24 protein-coding genes and 3 pseudogenes are annotated in these 23,893 nt (G+C 41.1%); 6 read left to right on the top strand and 21 right to left on the bottom strand.

Features of this window, described 5'->3' with window-relative positions:
• Positions 1-69: 69 nt before the first annotated feature.
• From OC193_RS24465 to OC193_RS24455, 3 genes are read right to left on the bottom strand one after another with little or no spacing between them, the layout of a single operon-like run.
• A complete protein-coding gene (locus OC193_RS24465; protein WP_048666197.1) occupies positions 70-1,344 on the bottom strand; it encodes a hypothetical protein in 1,275 nt (424 codons plus the stop codon).
• Positions 1,337-2,584 (bottom strand): restriction endonuclease subunit S, encoded by a 1,248-nt coding sequence (locus OC193_RS24460; RefSeq protein ID WP_080968097.1) that lies wholly within the window; start codon positions 2,582-2,584, stop codon positions 1,337-1,339. The genes OC193_RS24465 and OC193_RS24460 overlap by 8 nt, the downstream gene beginning before the upstream one ends.
• Entirely contained in the window at positions 2,574-4,277 is a 1,704-nt protein-coding gene (locus OC193_RS24455) for a type I restriction-modification system subunit M (protein WP_048666196.1), read from the bottom strand. Before OC193_RS24455 ends, OC193_RS24460 begins: the two co-directional genes overlap by 11 nt.
• A gap of 110 nt (positions 4,278-4,387) precedes the next feature.
• Here OC193_RS24455 and OC193_RS24450 point away from each other — a divergent pair, with 110 nt between their 5' ends.
• From OC193_RS24450 to OC193_RS24435, 4 genes are all read left to right on the top strand, one after another.
• Positions 4,388-4,984, top strand: a complete 597-nt coding sequence (locus tag OC193_RS24450; RefSeq protein ID WP_048666195.1) for a tyrosine-type recombinase/integrase — start codon at positions 4,388-4,390, stop codon at positions 4,982-4,984.
• A gap of 142 nt (positions 4,985-5,126) precedes the next feature.
• Positions 5,127-5,555, top strand: a complete 429-nt coding sequence (locus OC193_RS24445; RefSeq protein ID WP_048666194.1) for a hypothetical protein — start codon at positions 5,127-5,129, stop codon at positions 5,553-5,555.
• A 10-nt stretch (positions 5,556-5,565) separates the two neighbouring features.
• Entirely contained in the window at positions 5,566-6,099 is a 534-nt protein-coding gene (locus tag OC193_RS24440) for a type II toxin-antitoxin system MqsA family antitoxin (RefSeq protein WP_048666193.1), read from the top strand.
• Positions 6,092-6,556, top strand: coding sequence for a hypothetical protein (locus OC193_RS24435; RefSeq protein ID WP_048666192.1), 465 nt, complete (start codon positions 6,092-6,094; stop codon positions 6,554-6,556). The genes OC193_RS24440 and OC193_RS24435 overlap by 8 nt, the downstream gene beginning before the upstream one ends.
• Before the next feature lie 241 nt (positions 6,557-6,797).
• Here the strand turns inward: OC193_RS24435 and OC193_RS24430 are convergent, their stop codons facing one another.
• The 10 genes and pseudogenes from OC193_RS24430 to OC193_RS24385 all read right to left on the bottom strand — a co-directional run.
• The gene (locus OC193_RS24430) at positions 6,798-8,093 is read right to left on the bottom strand and encodes a tyrosine-type recombinase/integrase (RefSeq protein ID WP_048666191.1); all 1,296 of its coding nucleotides are present in this window, start codon (positions 8,091-8,093) and stop codon (positions 6,798-6,800) included.
• A complete protein-coding gene (locus tag OC193_RS24425; RefSeq protein WP_230853856.1) occupies positions 8,090-9,223 on the bottom strand; it encodes a tyrosine-type recombinase/integrase in 1,134 nt (377 codons plus the stop codon). The genes OC193_RS24430 and OC193_RS24425 overlap by 4 nt, the downstream gene beginning before the upstream one ends.
• Positions 9,224-9,572: 349 nt before the next feature.
• A complete protein-coding gene (locus OC193_RS24420) occupies positions 9,573-10,016 on the bottom strand; it encodes a lytic transglycosylase domain-containing protein (protein WP_048666189.1) in 444 nt (147 codons plus the stop codon).
• Between the two features lie 54 nt (positions 10,017-10,070).
• The gene (locus OC193_RS24415; RefSeq protein WP_048666188.1) at positions 10,071-10,406 is read right to left on the bottom strand and encodes a hypothetical protein; all 336 of its coding nucleotides are present in this window, start codon (positions 10,404-10,406) and stop codon (positions 10,071-10,073) included.
• A gap of 78 nt (positions 10,407-10,484) precedes the next feature.
• Entirely contained in the window at positions 10,485-10,871 is a 387-nt protein-coding gene (locus OC193_RS24410; protein WP_017100396.1) for a DUF7659 family protein, read from the bottom strand.
• Between the two features lie 37 nt (positions 10,872-10,908).
• Positions 10,909-11,265, bottom strand: a complete 357-nt coding sequence (locus OC193_RS24405; protein WP_048666187.1) for a hypothetical protein — start codon at positions 11,263-11,265, stop codon at positions 10,909-10,911.
• Between the two features lie 700 nt (positions 11,266-11,965).
• Complete coding sequence (locus tag OC193_RS24400; RefSeq protein ID WP_048666186.1) at positions 11,966-12,295, bottom strand: ATP synthase subunit B family protein; 330 nt, start codon at positions 12,293-12,295, stop codon at positions 11,966-11,968.
• A gap of 103 nt (positions 12,296-12,398) precedes the next feature.
• The gene (gene radC / locus OC193_RS24395) at positions 12,399-12,884 is read right to left on the bottom strand and encodes a RadC family protein (protein WP_048666185.1); all 486 of its coding nucleotides are present in this window, start codon (positions 12,882-12,884) and stop codon (positions 12,399-12,401) included.
• A 51-nt stretch (positions 12,885-12,935) separates the two neighbouring features.
• Positions 12,936-13,367 (bottom strand): hypothetical protein, encoded by a 432-nt coding sequence (locus OC193_RS24390; protein WP_048666184.1) that lies wholly within the window; start codon positions 13,365-13,367, stop codon positions 12,936-12,938.
• Between the two features lie 933 nt (positions 13,368-14,300).
• Positions 14,301-14,612: pseudogene (locus OC193_RS24385) on the bottom strand (IS6 family transposase); the annotation flags it as partial.
• A 76-nt stretch (positions 14,613-14,688) separates the two neighbouring features.
• On the opposite strand from OC193_RS24385, the pseudogene OC193_RS24380 reads away from it, so the two are divergent.
• Positions 14,689-15,596, top strand: a pseudogene (locus tag OC193_RS24380) (IS5 family transposase).
• A gap of 47 nt (positions 15,597-15,643) precedes the next feature.
• On the opposite strand, the pseudogene OC193_RS24375 reads toward OC193_RS24380, so the two are convergent.
• The 3 genes and pseudogenes from OC193_RS24375 to OC193_RS24365 all read right to left on the bottom strand — a co-directional run.
• Positions 15,644-16,033: pseudogene (locus OC193_RS24375) on the bottom strand (IS6 family transposase); the annotation flags it as partial.
• A 562-nt stretch (positions 16,034-16,595) separates the two neighbouring features.
• Positions 16,596-16,787, bottom strand: a complete 192-nt coding sequence (locus tag OC193_RS24370) for a YodC family protein (protein ID WP_048666181.1) — start codon at positions 16,785-16,787, stop codon at positions 16,596-16,598.
• An 872-nt stretch (positions 16,788-17,659) separates the two neighbouring features.
• Positions 17,660-18,229: a hypothetical protein gene (locus OC193_RS24365; RefSeq protein WP_132957383.1), complete on the bottom strand. Its 570-nt coding sequence runs from the start codon at positions 18,227-18,229 to the stop codon at positions 17,660-17,662.
• Between the two features lie 1,114 nt (positions 18,230-19,343).
• Here OC193_RS24365 and OC193_RS24360 point away from each other — a divergent pair.
• Positions 19,344-19,997 carry a class I SAM-dependent methyltransferase gene (locus tag OC193_RS24360; protein WP_048666178.1) on the top strand — a complete coding sequence of 218 codons (654 nt, stop codon included), beginning with the start codon at positions 19,344-19,346 and terminating at the stop codon, positions 19,995-19,997.
• 132 nt (positions 19,998-20,129) lie between these two features.
• Here the strand turns inward: OC193_RS24360 and OC193_RS24355 are convergent, their stop codons facing one another.
• The 5 genes from OC193_RS24355 to OC193_RS24335 all read right to left on the bottom strand — a co-directional run bounded on the left by OC193_RS24355 (position 20,130) and on the right by OC193_RS24335 (position 23,893).
• Positions 20,130-20,399 carry a hypothetical protein gene (locus tag OC193_RS24355; protein ID WP_048666177.1) on the bottom strand — a complete coding sequence of 90 codons (270 nt, stop codon included), beginning with the start codon at positions 20,397-20,399 and terminating at the stop codon, positions 20,130-20,132.
• Between the two features lie 184 nt (positions 20,400-20,583).
• Entirely contained in the window at positions 20,584-21,138 is a 555-nt protein-coding gene (locus OC193_RS24350; protein ID WP_048666176.1) for a recombinase family protein, read from the bottom strand.
• A 370-nt stretch (positions 21,139-21,508) separates the two neighbouring features.
• Complete coding sequence (locus tag OC193_RS24345; protein WP_048659320.1) at positions 21,509-21,811, bottom strand: HigA family addiction module antitoxin; 303 nt, start codon at positions 21,809-21,811, stop codon at positions 21,509-21,511.
• A complete protein-coding gene (locus OC193_RS24340) occupies positions 21,811-22,089 on the bottom strand; it encodes a type II toxin-antitoxin system RelE/ParE family toxin (protein ID WP_048659319.1) in 279 nt (92 codons plus the stop codon). The genes OC193_RS24345 and OC193_RS24340 overlap by 1 nt, the downstream gene beginning before the upstream one ends.
• 958 nt (positions 22,090-23,047) lie before the next feature.
• Positions 23,048-23,893: a RepB family plasmid replication initiator protein gene (locus OC193_RS24335; RefSeq protein WP_048659318.1), complete on the bottom strand. Its 846-nt coding sequence runs from the start codon at positions 23,891-23,893 to the stop codon at positions 23,048-23,050.

Below are 23,893 nucleotides of genomic sequence, written 5' to 3'. Positions count from 1 at the left end.
TTTAAACGTCTAACACTTTGTCTAACTCGATTTCGCCGGAAAGCGAGTTAACCGTGCTCTTGTAAATCATTACTTCCCTTTTGCAATATCAGTGAGAGCTTGCACTAGTTGTGAAGCGACTTTTGGTGAAATTGAGGTGGTATCAGGAAGGGGGGCTGTATGATCGACGCCATTAAAAAACTTCTCTGTAAGCTTTTTCTTAATCTCTGTTTGATCCTGAAAATCAAGAGAACTGATATAAGGATCAAGAGCTTTTACTTGCAAAGCAAAGCGCCTTGTTCTTCTTGCTTCTTCCCTATGTTTTGAAGACTGCTGAGCTGTATATCCAGCTCCAAACAACAGCACACCAGTTAAAGAAAATGTGAGAAGATACTTCGACCAGTTGAAGCCTTCTACTTTTTCTGTTGAGCTTGTGTGCGATATTGGGCTTTGTTTTACTGTAGCTGTTACTTTCACTTGTGAGGGGGACTCAGCTCGATACTCATCGTAAGCAGAATAAATCCAGAAAACAGTTGCTAGTACAAAAGAAAGTGACAGCCAACGCCATAAATTCGCCTGTTCTTCTTCATTTTTGGCTGTTTTAGTATAGCCACCAGAAATACTATCTCCGGAAGCTAATTCATACAGTTCTTGAATTTGTTTGTGCTTATTTTCTGACTGTGTTTTCAAGTCATCTAGAGCAGATAAGGTTTCTTTTTTTATAGAATTTAATTCATTAGCAGTGTCTGTTTTTAGCTGCTTTGAGTCACCTCGGATATCTTTATCTAAGCTACTCTTCCAATCCTGATAGTTTTCAGAGCGTTTTTCTTGAGCATCAGAAAATTGTTGTTGCCACTGTGATATCTGTTGATCAACTTCTTGCCTTCTATTTTCGATAACTGTCTCTAGTTCACCCTTTTCTTTTTGCAGGTTTTCGAGCTTATCTTTTAAATCTTGAAATTTGCTAGCTAAATCATCATAGATTTCTCGCAAATGATCTTGTTCAACTTTTGGCCCCCCTTCCATTGGAGATACTAACCAGTATTTGTTGGCAAGGGCGTTAGTTAATTGGTTATTTGCATTACGAATATGAGCCGCATTTCCATTGCTATGGAAGCTGTTTACTTGGTTCCAAACATTTTGATGTCTAAGTGCAGTGTTAAAAGCATCTAATTCATTAATTGCAACAAATTCAGGGTCTACCTGTTTGAGATTATGTTGCACTCTCCTAATAACATTTTCAAAACGTCGTACTTCAGAGATATCGTCAGTGATAGTGTCAACTTCAAGCTGAACCCAACTTAGTAATTGGTCAAGTGTATCGTGCAGCGGATGATTACTTAATTTTTCTGTCCAATTAGACATTTTTAGCCTCTGAAGAATCAGTTAAAATAAACTCGCCGGAAAGTAATTTGGGAAGTAGCGTATCGCGTAAAGACTCCAAGCTTGCATTTTGTGCATTGTTGGCATCAACCTTTGACTGGAAAGACTGCATCATTTCTTCAAACTTTTTGAGTACACACTCACTAGGCGTAATCACATCGAGACGATATGCATTGTTTCGATTTAATCCCGGTACGGCAGCATCCGTGTTCATGTCTTTCAAGCCAAGATTTTGTAATACTAAGTGGCAATATTTCAGTGAATAACCTGCTTTCGGTTTCACGTAGAAGACTGTATCAATTGGATAAAATGCTTTGGGTTCCCAGTACACAGAGCCAACAGTACCTTTACGACCAACAATGATTCCGGGGCCTTCCACGAGGCTTTGATTATGGTATCCCGTCAAACCACCCGAGCCATACACGGGAACATCACCAGCTACACGGTCAGTTTTCTTAAGAGCTTTACCATAGGCTAGCTCAAGTACATCTTTGAGTTGTTTAGGCTCCCAGCCTTCAGGGATCAAACCCAACTCAGACTCAACGAGCTTTTCTGGGAATAGCGAGGCAGTGGCTGCATCTATACCCTCTGGTAGCTCGCCGTTCATTTTGGCTTTTACTGGATCGAAATCGACAAACCACGATTTAAAAATGGTTTGAGCCATTTGTTCTAGAGTCTTATTAACACCACGATTGTTTGAGAGTTTCTTATCTAAAGATTTAACTATTTGCACCACTTGCTTTTGAACATTTTTGGGTGGCAAATCAATTTCAATCCCTTTAAGGGCAACAATGGTCAGTGCTTTTTGTGTTGAACCGATTGTTATCTCACCAAACTTTCTTTTCGCTATTGGAGATGTTAACCAATAAAATAAAAACTCCGCATCGATGGCATCGGCAAATTCTTTAAACCAAGTTAAGTTTCCATCTTTAAAGTAAAACTTATCATTCGCCTGTACTTGATAAGGTATACCAAGAGTGCCTACCGATGTAAGCAATATATGACCTTCTTCAGGCGCTCCAAATTTATCTTTGATAGTTTGGTAGTGTTCTTCCGTTATGTATAATTCGGTAGTTATCGCATTTCCTTTGTAACGCTCTATTACCTCTTTAGAGCGAAAGAAAGGAACTCCCTTTTCAACGTAGTCAGCCATTTTGACCCGTTTACTTGAAGTGATTTCAACAAGTTCTCCAAGTTTCACCTGAGGCCAATTACAGCTCATAGCCCAACCCCGCTAGGTTCATCTTGATCTCTGCTTCTAACGTTGCAGATTCTACAAACTGCTCACTTAATTTCGAGGTCAGTTTTGCCATCTTCTCAGCAAAAGGAACACCATCACTCTCTTCCTCAACAGCGCCAACATAACGACCGGGAGTCAGAACAAAATTATGCTTAGTAATTTCTTCTAGCGTTACAGATTTACAAAAACCAGCCTGATCTTCATAAGCTAAGCCATGAACTTCTTCACCTGTTTTCCATGCATGAAATAGGTCAGCTACTTTCTTAATATCATCAAAGCTGAAGTCACGTAATACACGATCTTTCATGAAACCAAGGTTACGCGCATCGATAAACAGCACTTCACCTTTACGACCACGCAGTTTACGACCCGCTTTATCAACGCGAGGGTTCTTGTTCTTAGTTAAGAACCAGATACAAGCAGGGATCTGTGTGTTGGTAAACAATTGACCGGGAAGCGCAACCATACATTCAATCAAGTCATTCTCGATTAACGCCTGACGAATAGTGCCTTCGTTGTTGGTCGTTGAACTCATGGAGCCATTTGCCAACAGAAGCGCCTGAGAGCCTTCAGGAGCAAGGTGATGAAGCATGTGCTGCATCCATGCGAAGTTAGCGTTGCCTGATGGTGGTTGGCCGTATTTGAAGCGAGGATCGTTATCATCTACGCCCGTGTTCCACTCTTTCATGTTGAATGGAGGGTTAGCCATGATGAAGTCGGCACGTAAATCAGGGTGCTGAACATTGGTATAGGTACTTGCTGGTTCTTTACCAAAATCGTAATCAAGACCACGGATCGCCATGTTCATCGCCGCTAGTTGCCATGTTGTATGGTTGTATTCCTGACCGTAGATAGAGATCTTCTGTTTCTGAGTAAGGGCATCAACCTTCTTCTCGTTTGCATGGCGTTCGATGAACTTCTCTGATTGAACAAAGAAACCACCAGAACCCATTGCAGGATCATAGACTCGACCTTCAAACGGTTCAATCATCTCAACGATCATAGAAACAATCGAGGCTGGCGTATAGTAAGATCCTCCGCGTTTTCCCTCTGCCAAAGCAAACTGACCCAACATGTATTCATATACATGACCAAGGATGTCTTTGCTGTTTAAATCAGCATGAACAAACGGGATGGTGGCAATCAAGTTGATGAGTTCATTCAACTTTGCTTGGTCAATTTTCAAACCAGAGTACAGCTTATTAAGCACACCTTTCAGTTTCGGGTTATCACGCTCGATACCTTCAAGTGCGTTATCAATTAAATGACCAACAGAAGTGATCTTCTTAGGCTTACCATTAATATCAAGTTCAGCCCCACCAATAACTAATGGGCCATTGTCTTGCAGGAACTGCCAACGCGATTCCGTAGGTAGCCAGAACACATTTTTCTCTGTGTAGAAATCACGCTGTTCTAGTTCAATAGCAATCTCTGCCACTAGCTCTTCTTCAGAGTAATCAGCAGGATCTAAGTAGTATTCGTGCTCAGGGTTAGCAATGTCGGCTTTGATTTCATCCTGACGCAGGTTAAACGCATCAGAGACGTATTTAACGAAGATTAGACCTAACACTGCGTGTTTGTACTGCGCCGCGTCTAGCGTTGAGCGTAGCTTGTCTGCGGCGTTCCAAAGCTTGCCTTCAAGCTCTTTCAAATACTGTTGTTCTGTTTGATTCATTAGAAGTTTTCTTGTTATAGAAATATTCCGTCAATCATACCACTGGATGCAGCATTGTCTTTGATTTCTGCCTTACTTAAAGAGCATTTTTATGAAGTAAGGAGCACATTATGGAAGCTTGGAATAAAGGAAAGCGTGTAGGTCAGAAGAAAGCCTTCAAACTAGAGGACATTTGGCGTATCCGTATTCGACTTGAATTGGAAGAACGCTTGTTTGAGTTGGCACTGTTCAATCTAGCAATCGACTGTAAGTTGAGGTCGTGTGATTTACGTAATTTGAAAGTGCAAGATGTCAGTCGCAGTGGCTGCGTAATGTCGAGAACCATAGTGAAACAGCAGAAGACCCAGCAAGAAGTACACTTCGAGATCACGCCCAAGACTCAGCAAACCTTGTCACAATGGATCATCCAAAAATCGTTGTTACCAACAGACTATCTGTTTCCAAGCCCACGCCGTGAGGGGCAGCCCATCTCGTACCATTACTACACCACCATGGTTAATCGATGGGTTACTGATATAGGACTCGATAAAACGCAATACGGCACGCATTCACTGCGCAGAACCAAGGCTTCTTTGATCTACGCTAAAACGAAGAATCTTAGGGCTATTCAGTTACTTCTTGGTCATGCTAAGTTAGAAAGCACGATTGAATACCTTGGTGTCGAGATTGAAGATGCACTAAGGATTTCAGAGAATTGTGAGACTTAGTGCAACAAATATTTTGTGCCATCATGAAACAGACATCATTGCTACACATATGATGTGCCATGTATGATTGATTGCATAAAAACGCCGCATTTTTAAAACTAGAAAGTGCAAATACTATAAAAAACTGGAAAAACTTACCATAATGGTAAATAATCAGCGCAACGTTAGTGCTTTTGAGCAGGATCCACCTACAAGCACAACAACAGGACGTATTAACATAGTCGGCCCGTTGTATGAAAAAGAAGTCGTCCTTAAGATTCTTGAATCTGAAGGTAATACGCCTATTCCTTGGACACGACAATGCAAAACAGATATCCAAAATCTAGCATTAGATACCGACGATATTAATGAATTATTAAAACAAGCAATAAAACAAGGGCAATACTTAAAATCTGAATGGTGCGTACAGAAACCAACAGGTCCTTGGGCGGCTTGTGATAGCTACCGTCTACAAAGAGAAGAGTGGATAGAGTACGCTTACAAGTACATTAGCTGTAACTACTATGTAAAGTTTGCGATTGGTAAGACAGGTAAGATTCTTTTGCTTGTGTCTTGTCATGTTTCGCAATAAGGGCTAAAAAATGGCAACTAAAATCTGTCCAATCTGCGAAGAAGGCCACTTGAGCACTGAGCAGGAAATGATTCATGTAGAGCACATGGGGAATGAAGGTAATATTGTCAGCCAATTCTCAATCTGCGACGCTTGCGGAAGTGAACAAGCTACCGCAGCCGATGCACGCGTAAACAAACGCTCAATGATTGCTTTCAAAAAACAAGTACAAGGTCTTCTGACCGGTGCTGAAGTGCGTGAGCTTCGTAAAAGCTGGGATCTCAGCCAAGAGGATGCAGCAAAAATATTTGGCGGCGGCCCAGTAGCATTTTCTAAATATGAGTCTGATGACGTAATGCAATCCGAAGCAATGGATAGACTAATCAGAGTCGCTCGTGATGTGCCAGCTTCTCTCGATAAGTTAATGGCTAATGCTGGTGTAAAGCGTCAAATTGCTGCTGACTGGACTACTGTCAAAGTAGTTAACTTTCAAGATAGATCTAATATCAAGAGAACTCATATTCTGAACAAACATGAGTTTTCTTTAGAGGCTAATTATGGCTAGTAAAAATAGCAACCAATTACAGAAAGCCATTGAAAACCTAGTAATTGAAGATGTGTATCAGAAGGGTGCAAGAGCATTCTGTGCTGACGACTTTGATCCCAAATCATCTAATGAGATGCAAGAGATCCATGTTCAGCAAATGCACGTTGTACACAAAAGTGAAATGGTTCAAATTGAAGACGACGGTGAGCTACTTCGAGTCTTCGTACGCCTTGGTACTCGATGGATTGTTCCATCTGAAAATACTGATGAACCAGATGTCAAAGCCGCTATTGAAAGTGACTTCATTGCTGAGTACAGAATGAACTCCCCTTTAGCTCAAGAGTGTATCGATGAGTTCTCATTAAAAAATGCTAGTTACCATGTTTGGCCGTACTGGCGAGAATATTTAAGCTCCCAATGTGAGCGAATGAGACTACCAAGAGTTGTTCTTCCTACCGTGCAATTTACTAAATAACTAACACTCTCTTGCCAACCAGTGCAACTTGCGCTGGTTTTTTCTATCTCGCTTTTGTCCCGAAGCGACCTTACCAACATAAAAAGTCATTTTTACTGCATGAGTCTTGTTATCGTCACATGATCAGGGGTTGGGTAAATTCCAGTTGTCTACGAACGCGCATGTTGATGGCCGAATATAATAATGGGCAATAATAGGATAAGCCACTCCCAAAAAGTGGCTTTATAGGGATTCAAGATAACTACCAACTCAAAAAATCCAACTCAGCTCTAATATCACTTATCTGCTCATCCGTTAATTCTGGCAAAATGTTGAATTTCCCTTTTATTGCCTTTGGTTCGGGGTTAGGTTTGTCTGCCTTCAATGCCTTTGTGGTACGTTTTCGTTTTCTGGGCTGTACTTCTTTAGGCTCGACTAATATTCCCGTTATTACCGCCCCCAGAGTATCTACTGCCTCTGTCACATGGTGCTCACTGACATGCATATAACGAAGTGTTGAAGAGATACGTTTATGACCAAGGAGCTTAGCGACCATCGGGAGCGGATAACCTTCCAGCACCGCATAACTGGCAAAAGTATGACGTAAGTCATGAATACGTACATCTGCAATATCGGCTAACACCCGTACTCTTTGCCATACCATCCCAACCTTAGTAGGCCGACTCACATAACAGCGAAGAGGTGAAAAAACATCATTACCACTAGAGTCAAAAAACTGTTTCCCTATTTCCGAAAGGAGTTTTCGAGCATCTTTACCCACATAAACCACTTTCGCCCCCGTTTTACTGTCTGGCAAATGCCATTCATCTCCTTTGATAAAGGACCATTGCAATCCCGTCACCTCTGAAATCCGACACCCCGTCAAAAGCACCAGCTTTATGACCTGACAGCAACACGCCTCAATTTCTCCCTGCTGACTAACCGTTCGTAAAGCCCCTTCAAGTCGCGATAATTCATCCAGACTTAAAAAGCGATTCAACTTCTTTTTTCGGTTCTGCTTGATACCATCGCAAGGATTTTTTAAGCAATACCCTTGTCTCTCGGCATATTTAAAAATGGAACGCAGCACATCAAGAGTGCGATTAGCCGCTCCAGTATAGTCTTGGCTTAACTCATCAAACCAACGCTGCACATGACACGAATCAATACGAGTGACGGGGTAATGCCCAAACTCTGGTAATAAGTGTTTATTTAATGCCCCTCTTGCCCCTCCCTGTGAGCTGGTTTTCCATGTTGAGCACACTTTTTGTAACCATTCACCCTGTACCAATGCATCAAAACGCATCGCCCCAATTGCCCTACTCTTATCATTATCCTGCATCAGGCTTAACGTTTTTTGACGAGCCTGACGAAGAGATAGACTATCGACAGGCGCTATAATCTTATTGCCACCGCCTGTCTTCATGACATAAAAACGGGAAGCGTCTTTGCCTACTCGCACCCCAAACCCATATTGCTTTGTATCCCAAACAACATAAGTTTTGGGTTGGGGCAATAAATACTTAATCTTTTTCTGAGTGAGTCTAATATAGCTCATGAGCGCATCCCCTTAGCCAAAGTCGCTGATATATGAGAGGCCGCTTTACAAGCATCCAGACTGCTTAAGTGGGCATATTTCAGCGTCGTTTCTACATCCGCGTGACCCAGTAAGCGACTAAGCACCGTCAGATTAATGTTGGATTGAATTGCAATACTGGCGTACGTGTGGCGTAAATCATGTAGGCGCACACCGGCTAACTCGGCTAAACGGCGCACTTTACGCCAGAACGAACTCAAGGCCACTTCAGATATCGGTTTGGTATGGCATCGTGCAGGAAAAATATAATCACTCTCTGTTCGCCACTCTTTTAGATACGCCCTAACCGGTGAGCAAAGATACACCGTTTTTGCACCTGTTTTACTGTCTGATAAATGCCAATGCCCTCCCCTGTAATCTTTCCATTGCAACGTTCTCACTTCCGAAGAACGGCACCCTGTATATATCAATAATCGTATAATCATCACGAGAATTGGGTTATCGGCTTCTAACGTTTCGAGTACATGCCATAGGCTACGCAACTCTTCCGGACTGAGGTAGCGTTCGACCTCTCCCGCTTTATAACGCTTAAAGTGACGACAAGGGTTAGTGTTTCTATGTCGATACCCCCACGCTTCACACTGCTGCATCATGACAGACATCAACACTAACGCTTGATTCGCTGAGCCTTTCACGTGATTTAACTGAGCAAACCACCCTTCAATGTCTCTTCGCTCTATGGAGTGAACCTGTTTATCGCCTAAAATAGGCGCGATATGTAAACGAAAGGCGCTCTTATTCTTTACCGTCGTTCTTGGTTTCCAGTGGCGAGGATAACGCTTAAAAAATTCCTCAGCGAAGACCCGAATCGTTATTGGTGGCAGATCTTTTATATCTGCCAGATAACGAGTCTGGTGAACTTCATTCACCACTTGCTTTCGCACCTCTCGTAATGATAGGTCGGTTGCTTTACCAAGCTTGCGGTGAACCCTTAACCCTTCATGCTGAAAGCGAATATAAAATCGCTTACCTCCTGACGGATAAACTCTTAAATACAACTCAGGGACTTTTGTATCGTAAAACTCTTGAACCAGATGGTTAGAAAGGATGCGCTCAACAAAGCGTTGTGTGAGTAAGATTTTTTTCATCATTTAGTACCTTCATATAGGGACATAGAATCACGAAATTTCGTGAAAGCATGCCATACCAATGAAAGACACAAACTACACATCGCTTATCTATCAGACACTTACTACAGACAACCATCCATAATCGCCAGATTATGACGTGGTGTGTGGTCACCAACTCAACTAACCAACAACTCAGAACGAATGATCTGAGTTCCTTAATCAAAGCGACGGGAAAAACTGACAGCGAAAGACAAAAGCCGACCAGGTGGCGAATGAATCTGACGAACGAGGGATGCGGGGGATCTGGAAATTGAAGGAAGAAAGCGAGAGGAAAAGCTAAAGACCTTGCACCATTATGGTGCAAGGTCTTTTATTTAACGTTAGGATTAAAATAAACCGATTGGACTTTTTGGATGTATATTTTTCTGGCGTTCTCGGTGCGTTTGGAAAAACCCGCATTATACGCGCCGACACTGTTCCAGTTATAACCATGACTAGAAAAGTTAGAACTTAATACCCACGCACCTAATGAAACATTAAAACAAGGTTTGTAAATATTGGCTTTATTGACGTTAAATTCAGCCAATCGAGGAAACCAAATAGAGTTAATTTGCATGAGTCCAAAGTCACGACTGGTTACTTGACCTTTTTTATTTTTGTTTTCGTTATAAGCATTAGGATCAAGACTGCTTTCAACTTGTGCTATCGCTCGCAGCAAAGCTGGAGCAACATTATAATGTTGTCCTGCTTCATCAAAACAAAACGAATACCCAACACTTGGAAACACCGACAATAATAAGATTGATTTTTTCATAAACTAAAAAATAGAGTCCAAAGGAACTCCATTATATCGCGTGAATTGACATCATCAATATTCATTCGGGAGCAAAATCGTAGTGCAACTACGATCACGCTTGGTAATTATCCAGACTTGTTCATTACAAATGGTGTAACTGGATAAAACCCGCTCGCCTGTCTTGGTGGCTTCATCATTGGTAAGTTTATCTTCAACACAGACATTTCCCCAATCACCATTTTGGTGACGATGTAAGTAAATCGGTAAATTCACACCAATATTGTTATTTAGCAGTTCAGCAATGCCTTGTGTACAAACGACTTGGCCAAGATCAAACGGCACAGCCGTACAAACATAAATTTTTTCTTTTATTTCTTCGTTACCTGATGTAAGATTTTTAATGTTCATTTTATTTACCCCTGTATTTAAATTGAATTTGCCTTGATATTTGATACAGCAAATATCAAGGCGCTTTACTTTTAGCGTTTAAGAAACGTCTTCCGTTTTACGAATGTGATTAAACACCTCATACACTTCATCGTAAGAAATACCATACCCTTCGAGACTTTCGACACAATCACAAATGTCATTGGTATAAAAACACTCGTGATTGAATAGCTCACGGCGAATGATCGCTTTTTTACCATTCTCTTCGATGTCTTCGGCGATCCCTTCTTGAGCAATAGAATCTAAACGGGTCATTAATTGCTTTGCATTATCAACAGGGCAAATTAAACCCATACCTAACGACGCATATTTCACGCCCTCTTTTTTTGCTTCATCGAACTGTTTAGTGGAAAAGGCAAAAAATGCCCCTGCTTCATTAAATGCTAGCGTTTGTTTGTCTTGAACATAGTGAGAGAGATATTTCATGACTTACTCCTTACGTTAATACAAAATATCCCAGTAATTAAAACGGGCAACGGTGGAACGAAAAGAGGGCTCTCGAAGGGGTTGATACATCCTTCACAATAAAATTGTCAATTAAGTCCCCTATTTTAAAGTGATGTAAGATACTCTTCTCAACCTCAGCCAGAGTGGATGGGCAGAACTTAGAATCACGCAGAGTAAATCCCGCGATTTTGAGTTCAGCTAAGGTAATATCGCTACACGGCGTAAGAGAAAAGCCGTGCTCTTCTCCCTCTGTACGCTGAGGAATACGCAGTAAAGAGATATCATTTTTTGGTGAGCTTTCGTGCCCAGCGGCGAAACGCTGGTCGCTGAAATTCGATTTAGAGAGAGTTGGGGTTGTATGTTGTTGTGCCATGAGGAGTTTCCTTTCTGTTTAAGTATCACTTTTATGGAGCCGCTTGGCTGTCCACACCTCAAACATGGTTCTTCTCTGCAGGGGCGCGAAGCGTTCATTTACCCTTGCAGAGAAGGTTCTGATTGAGGATGGTTAACAGCCTGCGAGCACCATCAAATGATGCGAGTCGAAAGGGAAATCGGCACATAAGACAGCAAGCCTTTACTCGAACTTAATTGAAATCAGTGAAAGGTAACGAGGAGGCACGACGAGGCGCAGCTACGCAGTAGCGCAGGCGTTCAGGATTGCAGCGATATCCTTTTAGATAGGGGCTGTAGAGAGGCACATTCTGGGGCGGCACGCAGTGACTCACCAGGGTGATGCCACGCTTAGGCCATAGATGAAAGATACAAGCGGAGAGCCTTGCCCGAAGGGTAACGCACAACTCAAGCCTTTATCATGACGCTACGCTTCAAATCAGCCTTAAACCGTTATAATAAAAAAGGCGCCTATCAGCCACAAAGTGACACCATGACAAAGCAATATAATCAAACATCGAGTAAATGGGCGCACTGTGGTACTGAGAGCCGGTTTGACGACCGCTTGCGGTCGAGCCTTTGGCTTAAATTCTTTTAGCGCGAGCGTTGAAGCGATCGAGGACATAACGAGAACAAAAAAATGCCTCTAGGATAAGAGGCATTTCAGAAAACCTATTTGAACATTAAACGTTGATATGACTACCAACCCAAAACGCGGCACCGGCTACCGTCGCAATCATCGCGAAGGCTGTTGCAATAATGAGGTTTTTAAGGGAACTCACTTCAATACGAACCCCTTGGATATCAGATTTCAGCTCATTACGAACACCCTGAATTTCAGACTTCAGCTCATTACGAACCGCTTCAATTTTATCTGAAAGGTCATGACGAACCGCTTCGATCTTCTGATCGAGTTCTTTCCGCGTATCATTTAACTGCTCTTGAGTGGCAGCATGAGCGGTTAGGTTGATCAGCTCTTCAACGCTTAATGTAACTTTGCTTGATTCAGACATAATAGAAACCTTATTTAGTTGTCTTTAGTTTACTGCATTACGTTACCGAAGTCATTCACGCCAGAATAGGCGTGAATGAGAGACATTTTCCACTAACTAATGGTTATATCCAACCACGCTCCGCAAATGACACCACATCTTCAAAAGACACCACGAAGTGATCGAGTACTCGAATATCAACCAAGGCTAGCGCGTCGGTCAGTCGTCGAGTAATACGTCGATCGGCTTGACTGGGTGTGGCATCACCGCTGGGATGGTTATGATAAAAAATGACCACGCTTGCATTTGTGGCCAGTGACTCTTTGACCACTTCACGAGGGTAAACGGATGCGGCGTCAATGGTGCCGTTAAACATCTCTTTTGTGCGTAAAACCCGATGCTGACTATCAAGAAAAATCACCCCAAACACTTCGCTTTCATTGGAGGCGAGTGAAGTCTGACAAAATGACTTCACCAATTCAGGGGAATTGAGGGGCGTCTGCTCTGACACAAACAACTTAGATTTTAAAATGCTCGCGGCATGGTGCAAGATATCTTTTTCTTCTACAGAGAAAAGGCTGTGATTAGAGTAGTTAGCAAGTACAGACATAATAGATCCCTTTTAATATTTAAAGTCGTGAGGGGCGGCGCTCAGTCCATGTTATTGGCCATACAAGCTAGTCAGAAGGTCTTTCGCTATTTCTTGATGCTTAGCGGTCGTTTCAACGTTTCTCTCTTCTTTTTTCGCGTAGGCGTAATCTTCTCGCATCTGTTTTACCGTCGTCACTCTGTCACATACGCTAATGCTCACCCCTTTTCCTTTCTGGCTTTCCTCCAAGATCAAAGAGTCGGTATAACCAAACTCCTTAAGTAAAATCTCATGCACTTTGACCGCTCGAACGCTCGAATTAAAGTCCGTTGAATTCACCCAGATAAGTCCTTTTGAAACCGTCGCTGAAACAGTCGAACGAACTGCACGTTCAACGACCCGACAGGAGATATCATTTTTTGGTGAGCTTTCGTGCCCAGCGGCGAAACGCTGGTCGCTGAACATCGGTTTAGAGAGAGTTGGGGTTGAGTGTCGTTGTGCCATGAGGAGTTTCCTTTCTGTTTGAGTATCACTTTATGGAGCCGCTTGGCTGTCCCTACCTCAAACAGGGTTCTTCTCTGCAGGGGCGCGAAGCGTTCATTTACCCTTGCAGAGAAGGTTCTGATTTAGGAGGGTCAACAGCCTGCGAGCCCCATCAAATGATGCGAGTCGAAAGGAAAACCGGCACATAAGGCAACAAGCCCTTACTCGAACTTAATGGATGTCAGTGAAAGGAGTGAGAAGGTACGACGAACGGCAACGAGGAAGAATGACGAGGCGCTGGCGTTCAGGATTGCAGCGATATCCTTTTAGATAGGGACTGTAGAGAGGCACATTCTGGGGCGGCACGCAGTGACTCATCAGGGTGATGCCACTCTTAGACCATAGGTGAAAGATACAAGCGAAAAGCCTTGCCCGAAGGGGAACGCCCAAGGCAAGGCTCAATTGTTCTAGGTAGAGACTAACTCTCCTATCTCCCCAAGGTCAGCCATATCCTTTTAAACTGGCTCTTTATTTTCATCCTGAGACGATAAGCCATCAACTAATTCAATGATTTTCTACAACTCATCGATCTTAATCGAACTGTTATAATTGGCCTATGCCATAGCGAGTACCATTTGATAAAGCACATCAGTTCTTAATGTACCAGCACGGCTACCAGACTATTCATATTGTTTACACATTGCCATATCACTGCTTTTACTGGCATTGAATCGAACTTGGACAGGAAAATCATTCATGATTAGCATCAACATTGATATATTCAGCTAAACATTTAGCAATTTCGCCGTACACTCATCGTCCGGTGAGGACGGTGAGAAATCACCAAAATACGTTGTAGTCATATATCGATACTAACCCTGAAGAATAGACACATAATTCTGGTTTTTTCGCAAATCTAGTTAGAGGCGTGACAGACCCACCCTACAGATACAATTATACTGCGAGTGCGTAGAATCGCTCAAAGGCCGTCTGGCCCACAATATCTATCTGAGCTTGTTTCAACATCGTCCACACTTCCCGCCCATGCAAACTGGCCAAGGCTCCTTCCGTTGACTTCCAACCTAGTGCTTGACGTGTTTTCTGCTTCACCCAACGGTGGCTCTGCTCAACGATATTGTTCAGATATTTAATGTCCAAAATCTCTACCAGTGAGAGCATAAAATAACCCGTCAACCAAAGCTGAACATTCATAGAATCAATGGCCGCGTAGTTACTCTTACTACCATCTAGGACGACTTTGTTTGGCGTTGTTGCCTAAATCAGTTGAACCTTTTTCGAGTCTTGCGATCTGATCCTTTATGATGGTTAGAGCGGTGGTGACATGGGTAAGGCAAAAAAGAAGATAACTAACTGGGCGGAGTACAATAAGGCTCTGTGCAAACGGGGCTCGGTTACGTTCTGGATAGATGATTCAGCCGTAGATGCATGGCGATGCAAAGCCCATCATGGTAAGCGTGGTAGAGGCTTCCAGTACTCTGATACAGCGATTGAAACTGCATTGATGATAAGGGGATATTCTCTCTACCATTGCGGGCTCTTCAAGGTTTTATCGACTCTATCTTTGAGCTACTGGAGGTTCCACTGACGTCCCCTGACTACACGTGTATCAGCAAACGCTCGAAGACAGTTCAGGTCAAATATCGTAACAAATCCAGAGGAGCTATTCGCCATATCGCTATTGACTCGACTGGTCTCAAAGTCTTTGGCGAAGGTGAGTGGAAGGTGAAAAAGCACGGCGCCGAAAAACGCAGAACTTGGCGCAAACTGCACTTAGCCGTTGATGTAGAAACTCATGAGGCCATTAGTGCAGAAGTCAGTCTTGTAAGTGTTGGCGATAGCGAAGTGCTGCCAACATTACTCAACCCTTTACGTAGAAAGGTAGATACCGTATCTGCCGATGGAGCGTATGACACAAAAAGTTGCTATGAGACCCTGCAAAATAAGGGCAGTACTCCGTTGATACCGCCTCGAAAGAATGCGGCACTTTGGGAAGAAGGGCATCCCAGAAATGAAGCAGTAAAGGCTTTGAAAAACGGAACAATAGCGGAGTGGAAATCTGAGTCGGGTTATCACTATCGCTCAATATCTGAGACCGCAATGTCTCGATATAAAGGACTAACCAGCGGTAAATTGAGCTTGAGATGTTATAACGCTCAAGTGGGAGAAATCATGGCGAATGTCAAAGCTATAAACAAAGTCATAGGACTAGGTATGCCTGTTCGAAACTAACGGCGAGTCACATATGGCGTCGTTGGTCTTTAAACCGATTTGATCAACAACGCCACTTTGTTTGGTAAACCATTTTGTGAAATGGCCTTATTCAAAAAGGCTTTAGCAGCAGCCTCATCACGGTTCGGGTTAATATAATAATCAATCACATTTCCAAATTTATCGACGGCTCGGTAATAGTAGACCCATTTACCCTTTACTTTGATGTAGGTTTCATCCAGACGCCACGAGTCAGACACCGGCTTCTTTCTACGCCTCGCTCTATGTTCCAATACTGGTGTAAATTTGATAACCCAACGATTAATAGTAGCGTGATCCACAACGACTCCGCGCTCTAATTGTATCTCTTCAATTTCACGATAACTGAGTTTATATGCGAGATAATAACGTACGGTTTCGAGAATAACTTCAGAGGGAAAGTGGCAGCCTTTAAACATTAAGAATCAGTATCATGAATAGAAATCAAGCAAATCTTAACTTAAAGGCTCAAAGTTTGCGACAGAACCGGTTTTTTTCATTACCTACTTCCTCATACCCTTTAGGGAAGCCATTATTATCCAATATATTCATTACAATCAATAATTTAGGTGATGAGAACTATTGTTTTAAGGCTGGAACCATTGAAGATGCATGGTTTAATATTGATGACCAAGGTAACTCTAATGTTTCACTGCTACAACTTAATCCAACTAGTTTGGAACTAAGCGTAGACTGTCGATTAAGCCAGCTTTGTATGTCATTGTCATTTTGAGATAACAAAAGTAGGAATGCATCTAAATCAAGCATATCAGGGGTACCTGACTGAGGTTGTGTTTGAATTATACCAACCCAGCCCTCATCTGATCTATATACACGAGAAACAAGGCAATTTGGCTTACTCTGCCAGTACTTTTCTAGATCGCTTGCTGTCGGGGATTACACGAAAACAGGCAATAAAAAACCTGACTGGTCAAAGTCAGGTTTCTAGTTCATACGTAACGGACCAGCTAATTAAAATGCTTAATAAGAAGCTAGACTAGGTGATAGATCAGCTTCTACATATTTTTCTAATGTTTCAGCTATAAACTCGCTAACTTTAAGCTCTCCTTTCTGATCAAACCACTGACATTCGATAGAATTACCATCAACGTCAGATACAGCCATTATTGGCCCACCACTAACAAGCTGAACACAATCACCTAAATTAAACATATCATTTCCTTAAATTATAATTAAACCATTACTATATATATGGATTACTGTTTAAATAATCAAGTGCTTCAAGTTGAACCAGTGCGTATTGTGCAAATTATGTTACGGGTTAGCGTCTAACAACGATTTTCCTAACGGGCATCAAAAAAGCCAGACAAGCAAGCCTCCTCCTACGTTAGTTCCGCTCGTCATCACTTGCGGTCAGGTGTCTGATTTGTAATAACCACCACCTAATAGAGAGAAGTACTCAAGTCCTTGGTCTCAGACCAAAAAATCAATCAACGCGTCACGTTTGCGTGTAGCTTAAAAGCATGTAATGATACGAATTCTACTTTATAAGTAGAAACGCAAAAAGCCACAATTAAGTGGCTTTTCCAAACTAACCCTATAACAAGATTGCCGTCTACTATATAGGGTTGCTTTAAACTAAAAGGTACAATATGAAATACTTAGAAATAATGTTAATTATCATAGATTTACTAGGTAAAGCTCTTGAGCTTATCAATCATTTGATAGGTTAACATCCAAAACTTATGTGGGGCAAAGTTAGCGCTGAGCTCCACAATCATCTAATCATTTCAACTGTTATCAAATAATGTATGTTTCTCTTTACATTGTCAACGTGTTTAATGCTACTTGAAGTGCGCATTGTGCAAATTATGTTACGGGTTAACTTCTAACAACGATTTTCCTAACGGGCATCAAAAAGGCCAGACAAGCTGACCTCCTCATTGAGCATGTTACTCACCCACGTTCTTATTCAGCTAAGCACAGCGAACCACTCAACATAATTTAGACCCATAATCGACACCGAACGTTTAGTTCTTAAATTAAATAATTAGTATCACATTTGCACTATTGATTATCACAGGTTAGCAACCGCGAGGGGTACGATTGGTCAATCTTTCTCCATACGGCATGGTATGAATTTCTCTAACCTCTCCAAAGCTCACATCTATGACCAATCGTGGGTATTCATCATAAAACCAATGGTCAATTGTTCCTACTGCACAGGGCCCTGGTGAATACCAAATGCCATTTAACTTTTTGCTGCATGGCCATGAAACGTGATAAGTCTTTTTGCGATCAGGGAATCCTAAGATTTCAATCAAGTCCCCTTGTGTCGCCTTTTTCTTGAACGGAAGCTCGACAACCTTCGAGGTTAGTACCTTCTGTTTATTATTTACCTTAACTGTAAGATCTATATCTTCTGTATCAGAAGTTGAAATATTCCATTTTTGTAGTGATTCTTCGTAATAAATTTTTTTATTTGAGGTTATTTCAATTTTGCGTGGTTTACCTTCGATCTCAAAGTAGCCAGCTGTATCGTAATAATAACTACCATTCTCATAAAGAAATACCTCAAGCCATTTATCAGACCAATAGCTGACTTTCTCACCTTTCATCTTATATAGTGATGGAATCTTATTAAAAATACGCACGCTAACCTTGTCGAAAACAAGAAACTTTTCAATATTAGTATCTTCATTAGGAGGGTTAGTTAATGTTTCTTTCTGTTGGGGGGGGGATAAGTATAAGTTGATTGGCAGCCAACCAATAAAAAAATAAAACCCAAGCTATTGATTATTTTTGTTATTTTCATACTTGCATCCATTTAGTTGGCAGGAGTCCAAGCTCTTACTTTAGAACCACAACCTTCTAGAACAATATCTTTTTCTACTAATCCTTCAGCTCTAAGTCTCAATCGAGTACTACTGTCTTTCTTACAATTCAGCTTATATACAGGTCTTATGGTCTCCCTATCTGTCCCAATTTTAGTCAACGAACTATAAATGTTACTCATTGCTTACTTTCCTTGGCTTAATTTTACATTAATGTAACTATACTTCTCTCATTGATATGATTCAAAAAAACTGGAATATCTGCCTACTTAACAATACTTTACCATGGTAGTCGTAAAGCGTTTCGGCTTTGCTGAGTAAGAAGATTTAGATCACTTTGGCGGCCTTTCCGTTACCGCGTCACGGAAATTTAACGTACTGGCACTTAATACGCACCTAAACATAAACCAATCTTTTTGCTAGTACGATTTTACTTATCGCACTAGCTCTTCACAACTAGCTTTACCATACCTTTAGTTATCCATGAATTGCTAATTTAGGGAAGTCACTGGCAAACTTTTATCCAGAGGCTTGATAGACCTGAAGTTTTACTCATGGCACTTTTCTAAAAAGTGCCAGCTAGCTCAGATCTGCCCCATTGTGAGCCAGAGAGGGATTGAACTCAGTTTCAAACCCTGCAACTTGCCTTACTTTTCCTCATGCCTAGAGATCCAACAATGTAGCTAAATTTTATAATCCACAACAGACTGAACTTCAATCACAGTTACGCACGAATATGTTGTTCAACTATTTCTAGGCTATTGAATAGTAGAGAACTAAAGGGAAGTTTTTGATTGATAACGTGCCTTGAATCGGAAGCAATGTGTGCTGGCACGTTATTAAAAGGTTATATTTTTTATCTCTGGTATGATTTGCAATCTTCACTTTTTAGTATAAATTGCACTTTAATAATTTATAACTATATGAAATTAAAATGAATCAAGAAGCCTCAATTGCTGGACAAGCGGTTTACTCGAAGAAAGTACTATCAATATACGATTTCTGGGTTTTAGGAGTATCAAATAACTATTTTTGGAAATGCCCAACTAGACTTATTAGTGAGCAATTTTCAATGTTAGTTTCATCTAATCACTTAGATGTTGGCGTTGGCTCAGGTTATTACCTTAAGAATTACCTACCACAAACAACAAAACGTATCGCTTTGCTAGATTTGAATGAAAATAGTCTTGATACAACCTCAAAAGCAATTAGTCATTTTCAACCTGAAGTTTACTGTGGGGATGTACTTGAGCCTCTTGAATTAAGTATCGAAAAATTTGACTCAATTAGTGTTAATTATTTGCTTCATTGTTTGCCTGGAAATTTAATTGGTAAAGGCATTATGTTTAAGCATTTAAAAAGCCATATGAACGAAGGTGGGGTTTTGTTTGGTAGTACAATTTTAGGTAAGGGTACGAAACTGAACTTTTTCGCTAAAAAATTGATGGGTGTTTACAATAAGAAAGGCATATTTAGTAATAACAACGATGATTTAGACTCATTGGTGACATCGTTAAATGAACACTTTACTGATGTAAAAGTGGAAGTTATAGGGTGTGTTGCATTGTTCTCAGGTAAAAAAATATAACAAATGATCTGCTCCAGTGATACTGGACACTCACGTAAGCGACTTTTTCCATACTTTTAATAATTCATGCTTTGCTATATTAGCAAAAGACGCAACTCGGAATTGTCCAAAAATGAGTTTCATAAGCATCGTTTAATCAAGCCAGGTGAGTGCCTTATCAAACCCATCTGGCGTTATATTGATGTACCAATCTAGATCCACTTTTTTGCGCATAACCAGTCCACACTCTTCAAGAGCTTTACATGAAACTCGGAAGTTGTTCGGGTGAATATCTCTCCCAAGCACTTGATTGACGGCCAGGTTGATGACGGTTGACTTACCTTCTTTTACTCCTTTGATGAACGCCTTGGCCAAACATCTTAAGACCTCTTTTTGAACCTGGCTCATTCTTGCTCTTTTCATTCTCTCTGCCTCTTAATCATTGCAACAATAATTAAATTAAAATTCTGAAAATTTATTTATTTCATCAAGGGATAGGTTCGTGCTGGCTGCTATATGCTTGCATGTAGAGTCAGTATGAAGCCGACAGAGCGAAGCAACGTCAGTCAGCTCTTTACTCATTTAAAGAACAGCTTTGTTCGCGATTCTAAAGAGAGATATTTTTTCCTAGAACCTTATAGACCGTAGTCCTACTGCACTCTAACTCTTTACTGATCGCATGCTTGTTCATTCCTTGGCCTGCAAGCTCTTGAATACGTGTATGAAGCGTCTTATTAGGAAATCGGCCAAGATGCCTCCCCTCAGAGCGAGCACGCTCTCTGCCTTCATTACAACGCTGTAATATTCGTTTTCTTTCCATTTCAGCAAACGCCGATATGGTCGTATAAATGACTCTACCTACATCGCTATTGATATCTAAATCCCCCAAATCATGAAACACCAAACCCGCTTTCTTTTGCGCTAGCTGATCGGCAATTTGCAAAGCATCAATGGTATTTCGAGCAATGCGGTCGACTTTGGTAACATGAATAACATCTCCCTCCCTTGCAAAATCCAGCAACAGGTTAAGCTGCTCTCTATCAGAGGATTTACCGCTCGCTTGCTCTTGGTAAATTTTGTCACAACCAATACGTTTAAGCTGTTCAAGTTGAACATCGAGCGTTTGGTCTTGGGTGCTAACACGAGCATAACCAATTTTCATAAAATGGCCTAAAAGTGAACTTAAAGATATTGATACTCAAGTGTACATGTTCACTTTAAATTATAAAGACTAACTGAACAGTTATTAGATGATTGTGAGCAATGTCCATAAAGTTACACCTTCATGGACAGTCACTAAAATTAAGTAGAGACTCAAAAATTAATCATTGCAGCAATGAATAACCAAAAGTATGGAAAGAGGTTTAACTTGGTTAAAGAAAACTTTGAAAAGCAAAATGTCGCTTAGCTAAGTGTCCAGTCTGACTGGAGCGATCATTAGGGGGAATGGTTAGGATTAAACAAATGTTTATGACTCTACGAGCCTCTGCAATAGCTTCTCTAGCGCAGCTCAGAGCCTTTTGCTAATCTGACTAAGCCAAAGCTAACTGGTCAAAATCTATAGTTTTAACGGCCTTGAGGTTAGTAGTCTGCTTTGCTTTCCATAAATCATACTGGTGTTGCATCGCTAACCAACTCTCAGGAGTTCCGCCCAGTACAACCTGTAGCTTTAGTGCCATCTCAGGGCTGATAGAGCTTTGGCCTTTCACGATGCGGTTGAAAGTAGATGGGCTTACACCCAAGTTCTTGGCTACGGCTCTAGAACTAAGGTTAAACGGTTCAAGGTACACATCGTGGATTAGTTCACCCGGATGTGGAGGGTTGTGCATAATCATTAGTGGTAGTCCCTATAGTCGAGTATAAAAGCGTTTCCATTTCTAAACTGAAACGTAACGCGCCAGTTGCCGTTAACATCAATAGCCCAAACATCATCTTTCTTTGGGTTTAGCTGATGTAGTCTCCAGCCAGGTTTATTGATATCAGCGATAACAATTGCGGTATTGATTACAGCTAACTGTAACCTTAGCTTTTTGATATGTTTGGCTTGGATACCCGCAGCAGTCCCTTTAACAAAGAACTTTTCCAGACCTGTATGCTTAAATGATTTTATCATGTAGATACTATAGCGTGTTGCGCTTCACGCTACAATCTTGGTAAAGACATTTTAGCTCTCATCTGTTCTTTTAGCCAGTTTTGCTATACCCGTGATCATTGGAGGTGGGGTAGAGAGGGAATTAGTAAATTATCCTACGCTAAGCAAAAGTTAGGGGAAAACAGGCAAAGCACAAAATGCGGTGTAACCGGTGTGCGTAAAAGCCCTAGATCTAATGGTGGTAAACTTTCGCTTAATCATTGGTAAGTTTTGCCAAAAGTTTACCAGCGATCGACACAACAAAGATTTTTGATCAATAAAGAAAGCGGTAGGTGTAATCGATATAACCCAACTTTCATCGTTGCCTTTACATTCCAACGAGCCAAAATATTAATCTGATATGAATAAGGCTTCTTGAATATTTTTTAGGCTTAGCTGCGGCTTACAGATAGGAAAGCATGAACATTAGCAGGTTAGGCTACACCACTATTTTTAATGGCTTAAGAATTAGAAACAGTCTGCGCTACACCCAAGTAGTGCTTAAAATGGCTTTTTGAAGCGTAAATAACTATAGCAGTCTTTGTTACGCCTAGTGTAATAGCTATATTCACAAATAAGGCAGCGATATTTTAACTAAATAATTTCAATAACTAAAATTAAAAAGTAAATCACTACAAAAATAAAATGCAGTTTGCACTACACCAAGAGGTAGAAACAATGAGTTGTATAGCACTAAATACAGTTGAGGCTACACCTTTCTATCAATATATAGACAGAAAACACAGTAATGGCTACACCTTTAGAAGAATGAAAGCGGAAAGAAGCAGTTTGGGATACACCATTTAAGAAGATTGCCTGTACACAGTATGCGTTACACGATTTTCCAACCCAAAACTACAGTAATGGATACACCTGACATAGCGATCCCAAACGTGCAGTTATGGTTACACCACAATAGTAATTGGCAATTGGAAGCTGGCTACTTTATTTCGGGTAAAGCTTTATTTCGCTTGGTGATTTTATAAGCCCATTCACCATGCCACGTCGTTTCCTGCCCATGTAAGTAACCAATTGATTCTAGTCTCTTAATTGCCGATTTAATCGATCTATTAGCCTCCTTATTGCTCATATTCAAAGCAAGACGATCTCTCATGCGACTTAGAGATACAGGGAAAGGGTCTTCAGGTAAGCAAGCAAAAAACAAATATAAGCATTGGGCTGTTTCAGCTCTTGGGATAGACGAAAGGGTGCGCATACTAATTAAGATTTGACGATCAATACGATACAGCTCCCACAGATCAGGATCTCCTTCCAGGATGATAATATCGGTATCCATATTATAAACAAATTTCTTAAGCAACGAGGTTGATGTCGCTTTAGAGCCATCTTTCGTAGCCATACTTATCTTTTGACTCTGAATACGCTCTAGTGACTCTTTGATACGCTTACGAAACTTCGTGTTTAACATCTGCGTACTGAATCCACAAAACTTTGTAAATTCAGAGAGCTTCATTGTTATCCTATCGGAATCATAACCATACTTTGAAAAAGCAAAGACAACCCCACACCAAACTTTGAAGTCTGTTCGTACATTGAGTCTTTCACCTTTGAGAGATGCGTATTCGTATCCTTCACGTTTGTACAGGGATATATCTCTGAACTCGTCGCTTACATTATGCTTTACAACAGTAAGATCATCGCTTTTATTACTGTTCTTAGCAATTGGCGTAAATAAGGCTGTACGGATTAATATATTGGGCTGGATAGTATGTGTATCAGATATTACCAGACCATCACTAATCACCGATAAGAGTTTGTTTTTCAT

This window comes from Vibrio crassostreae, assembly GCF_024347415.1.
Classification (GTDB): Bacteria; Pseudomonadota; Gammaproteobacteria; order Enterobacterales; family Vibrionaceae; genus Vibrio; species Vibrio crassostreae.
The sequence above is the reverse complement of the archived record's forward strand: the minus strand, read 5'-3'. Positions and strand labels throughout refer to the sequence as shown.

Bases quoted from the DNA above. Each gene is read 5' to 3' on its own strand.
- OC193_RS24465 (WP_048666197.1), bottom strand. From the start codon at position 1,344: ATGTCTAATTGGACAGAAAAATTAAGTAATCATCCGCTGCACGATACA.
- OC193_RS24460 (WP_080968097.1), bottom strand. From the start codon at position 2,584: ATGAGCTGTAATTGGCCTCAGGTGAAACTTGGAGAACTTGTTGAAATC.
- OC193_RS24455 (WP_048666196.1), bottom strand. From the start codon at position 4,277: ATGAATCAAACAGAACAACAGTATTTGAAAGAGCTTGAAGGCAAGCTT.
- OC193_RS24450 (WP_048666195.1), top strand. From the start codon at position 4,388: ATGGAAGCTTGGAATAAAGGAAAGCGTGTAGGTCAGAAGAAAGCCTTC.
- OC193_RS24445 (WP_048666194.1), top strand. From the start codon at position 5,127: ATGGTAAATAATCAGCGCAACGTTAGTGCTTTTGAGCAGGATCCACCT.
- OC193_RS24440 (WP_048666193.1), top strand. From the start codon at position 5,566: ATGGCAACTAAAATCTGTCCAATCTGCGAAGAAGGCCACTTGAGCACT.
- OC193_RS24435 (WP_048666192.1), top strand. From the start codon at position 6,092: ATGGCTAGTAAAAATAGCAACCAATTACAGAAAGCCATTGAAAACCTA.
- OC193_RS24430 (WP_048666191.1), bottom strand. From the start codon at position 8,093: ATGAGCTATATTAGACTCACTCAGAAAAAGATTAAGTATTTATTGCCC.
- OC193_RS24425 (WP_230853856.1), bottom strand. From the start codon at position 9,223: ATGATGAAAAAAATCTTACTCACACAACGCTTTGTTGAGCGCATCCTT.
- OC193_RS24420 (WP_048666189.1), bottom strand. From the start codon at position 10,016: ATGAAAAAATCAATCTTATTATTGTCGGTGTTTCCAAGTGTTGGGTAT.
- OC193_RS24415 (WP_048666188.1), bottom strand. From the start codon at position 10,406: ATGAACATTAAAAATCTTACATCAGGTAACGAAGAAATAAAAGAAAAA.
- OC193_RS24410 (WP_017100396.1), bottom strand. From the start codon at position 10,871: ATGAAATATCTCTCTCACTATGTTCAAGACAAACAAACGCTAGCATTT.
- OC193_RS24405 (WP_048666187.1), bottom strand. From the start codon at position 11,265: ATGGCACAACAACATACAACCCCAACTCTCTCTAAATCGAATTTCAGC.
- OC193_RS24400 (WP_048666186.1), bottom strand. From the start codon at position 12,295: ATGTCTGAATCAAGCAAAGTTACATTAAGCGTTGAAGAGCTGATCAAC.
- radC (WP_048666185.1), bottom strand. From the start codon at position 12,884: ATGTCTGTACTTGCTAACTACTCTAATCACAGCCTTTTCTCTGTAGAA.
- OC193_RS24390 (WP_048666184.1), bottom strand. From the start codon at position 13,367: ATGGCACAACGACACTCAACCCCAACTCTCTCTAAACCGATGTTCAGC.
- OC193_RS24370 (WP_048666181.1), bottom strand. From the start codon at position 16,787: ATGTTTAATTTAGGTGATTGTGTTCAGCTTGTTAGTGGTGGGCCAATA.
- OC193_RS24360 (WP_048666178.1), top strand. From the start codon at position 19,344: ATGAATCAAGAAGCCTCAATTGCTGGACAAGCGGTTTACTCGAAGAAA.
- OC193_RS24355 (WP_048666177.1), bottom strand. From the start codon at position 20,399: ATGAAAAGAGCAAGAATGAGCCAGGTTCAAAAAGAGGTCTTAAGATGT.
- OC193_RS24350 (WP_048666176.1), bottom strand. From the start codon at position 21,138: ATGAAAATTGGTTATGCTCGTGTTAGCACCCAAGACCAAACGCTCGAT.
- OC193_RS24345 (WP_048659320.1), bottom strand. From the start codon at position 21,811: ATGATTATGCACAACCCTCCACATCCGGGTGAACTAATCCACGATGTG.
- OC193_RS24340 (WP_048659319.1), bottom strand. From the start codon at position 22,089: ATGATAAAATCATTTAAGCATACAGGTCTGGAAAAGTTCTTTGTTAAA.
- OC193_RS24335 (WP_048659318.1), bottom strand. From the start codon at position 23,893: ATGAAAAACAAACTCTTATCGGTGATTAGTGATGGTCTGGTAATATCT.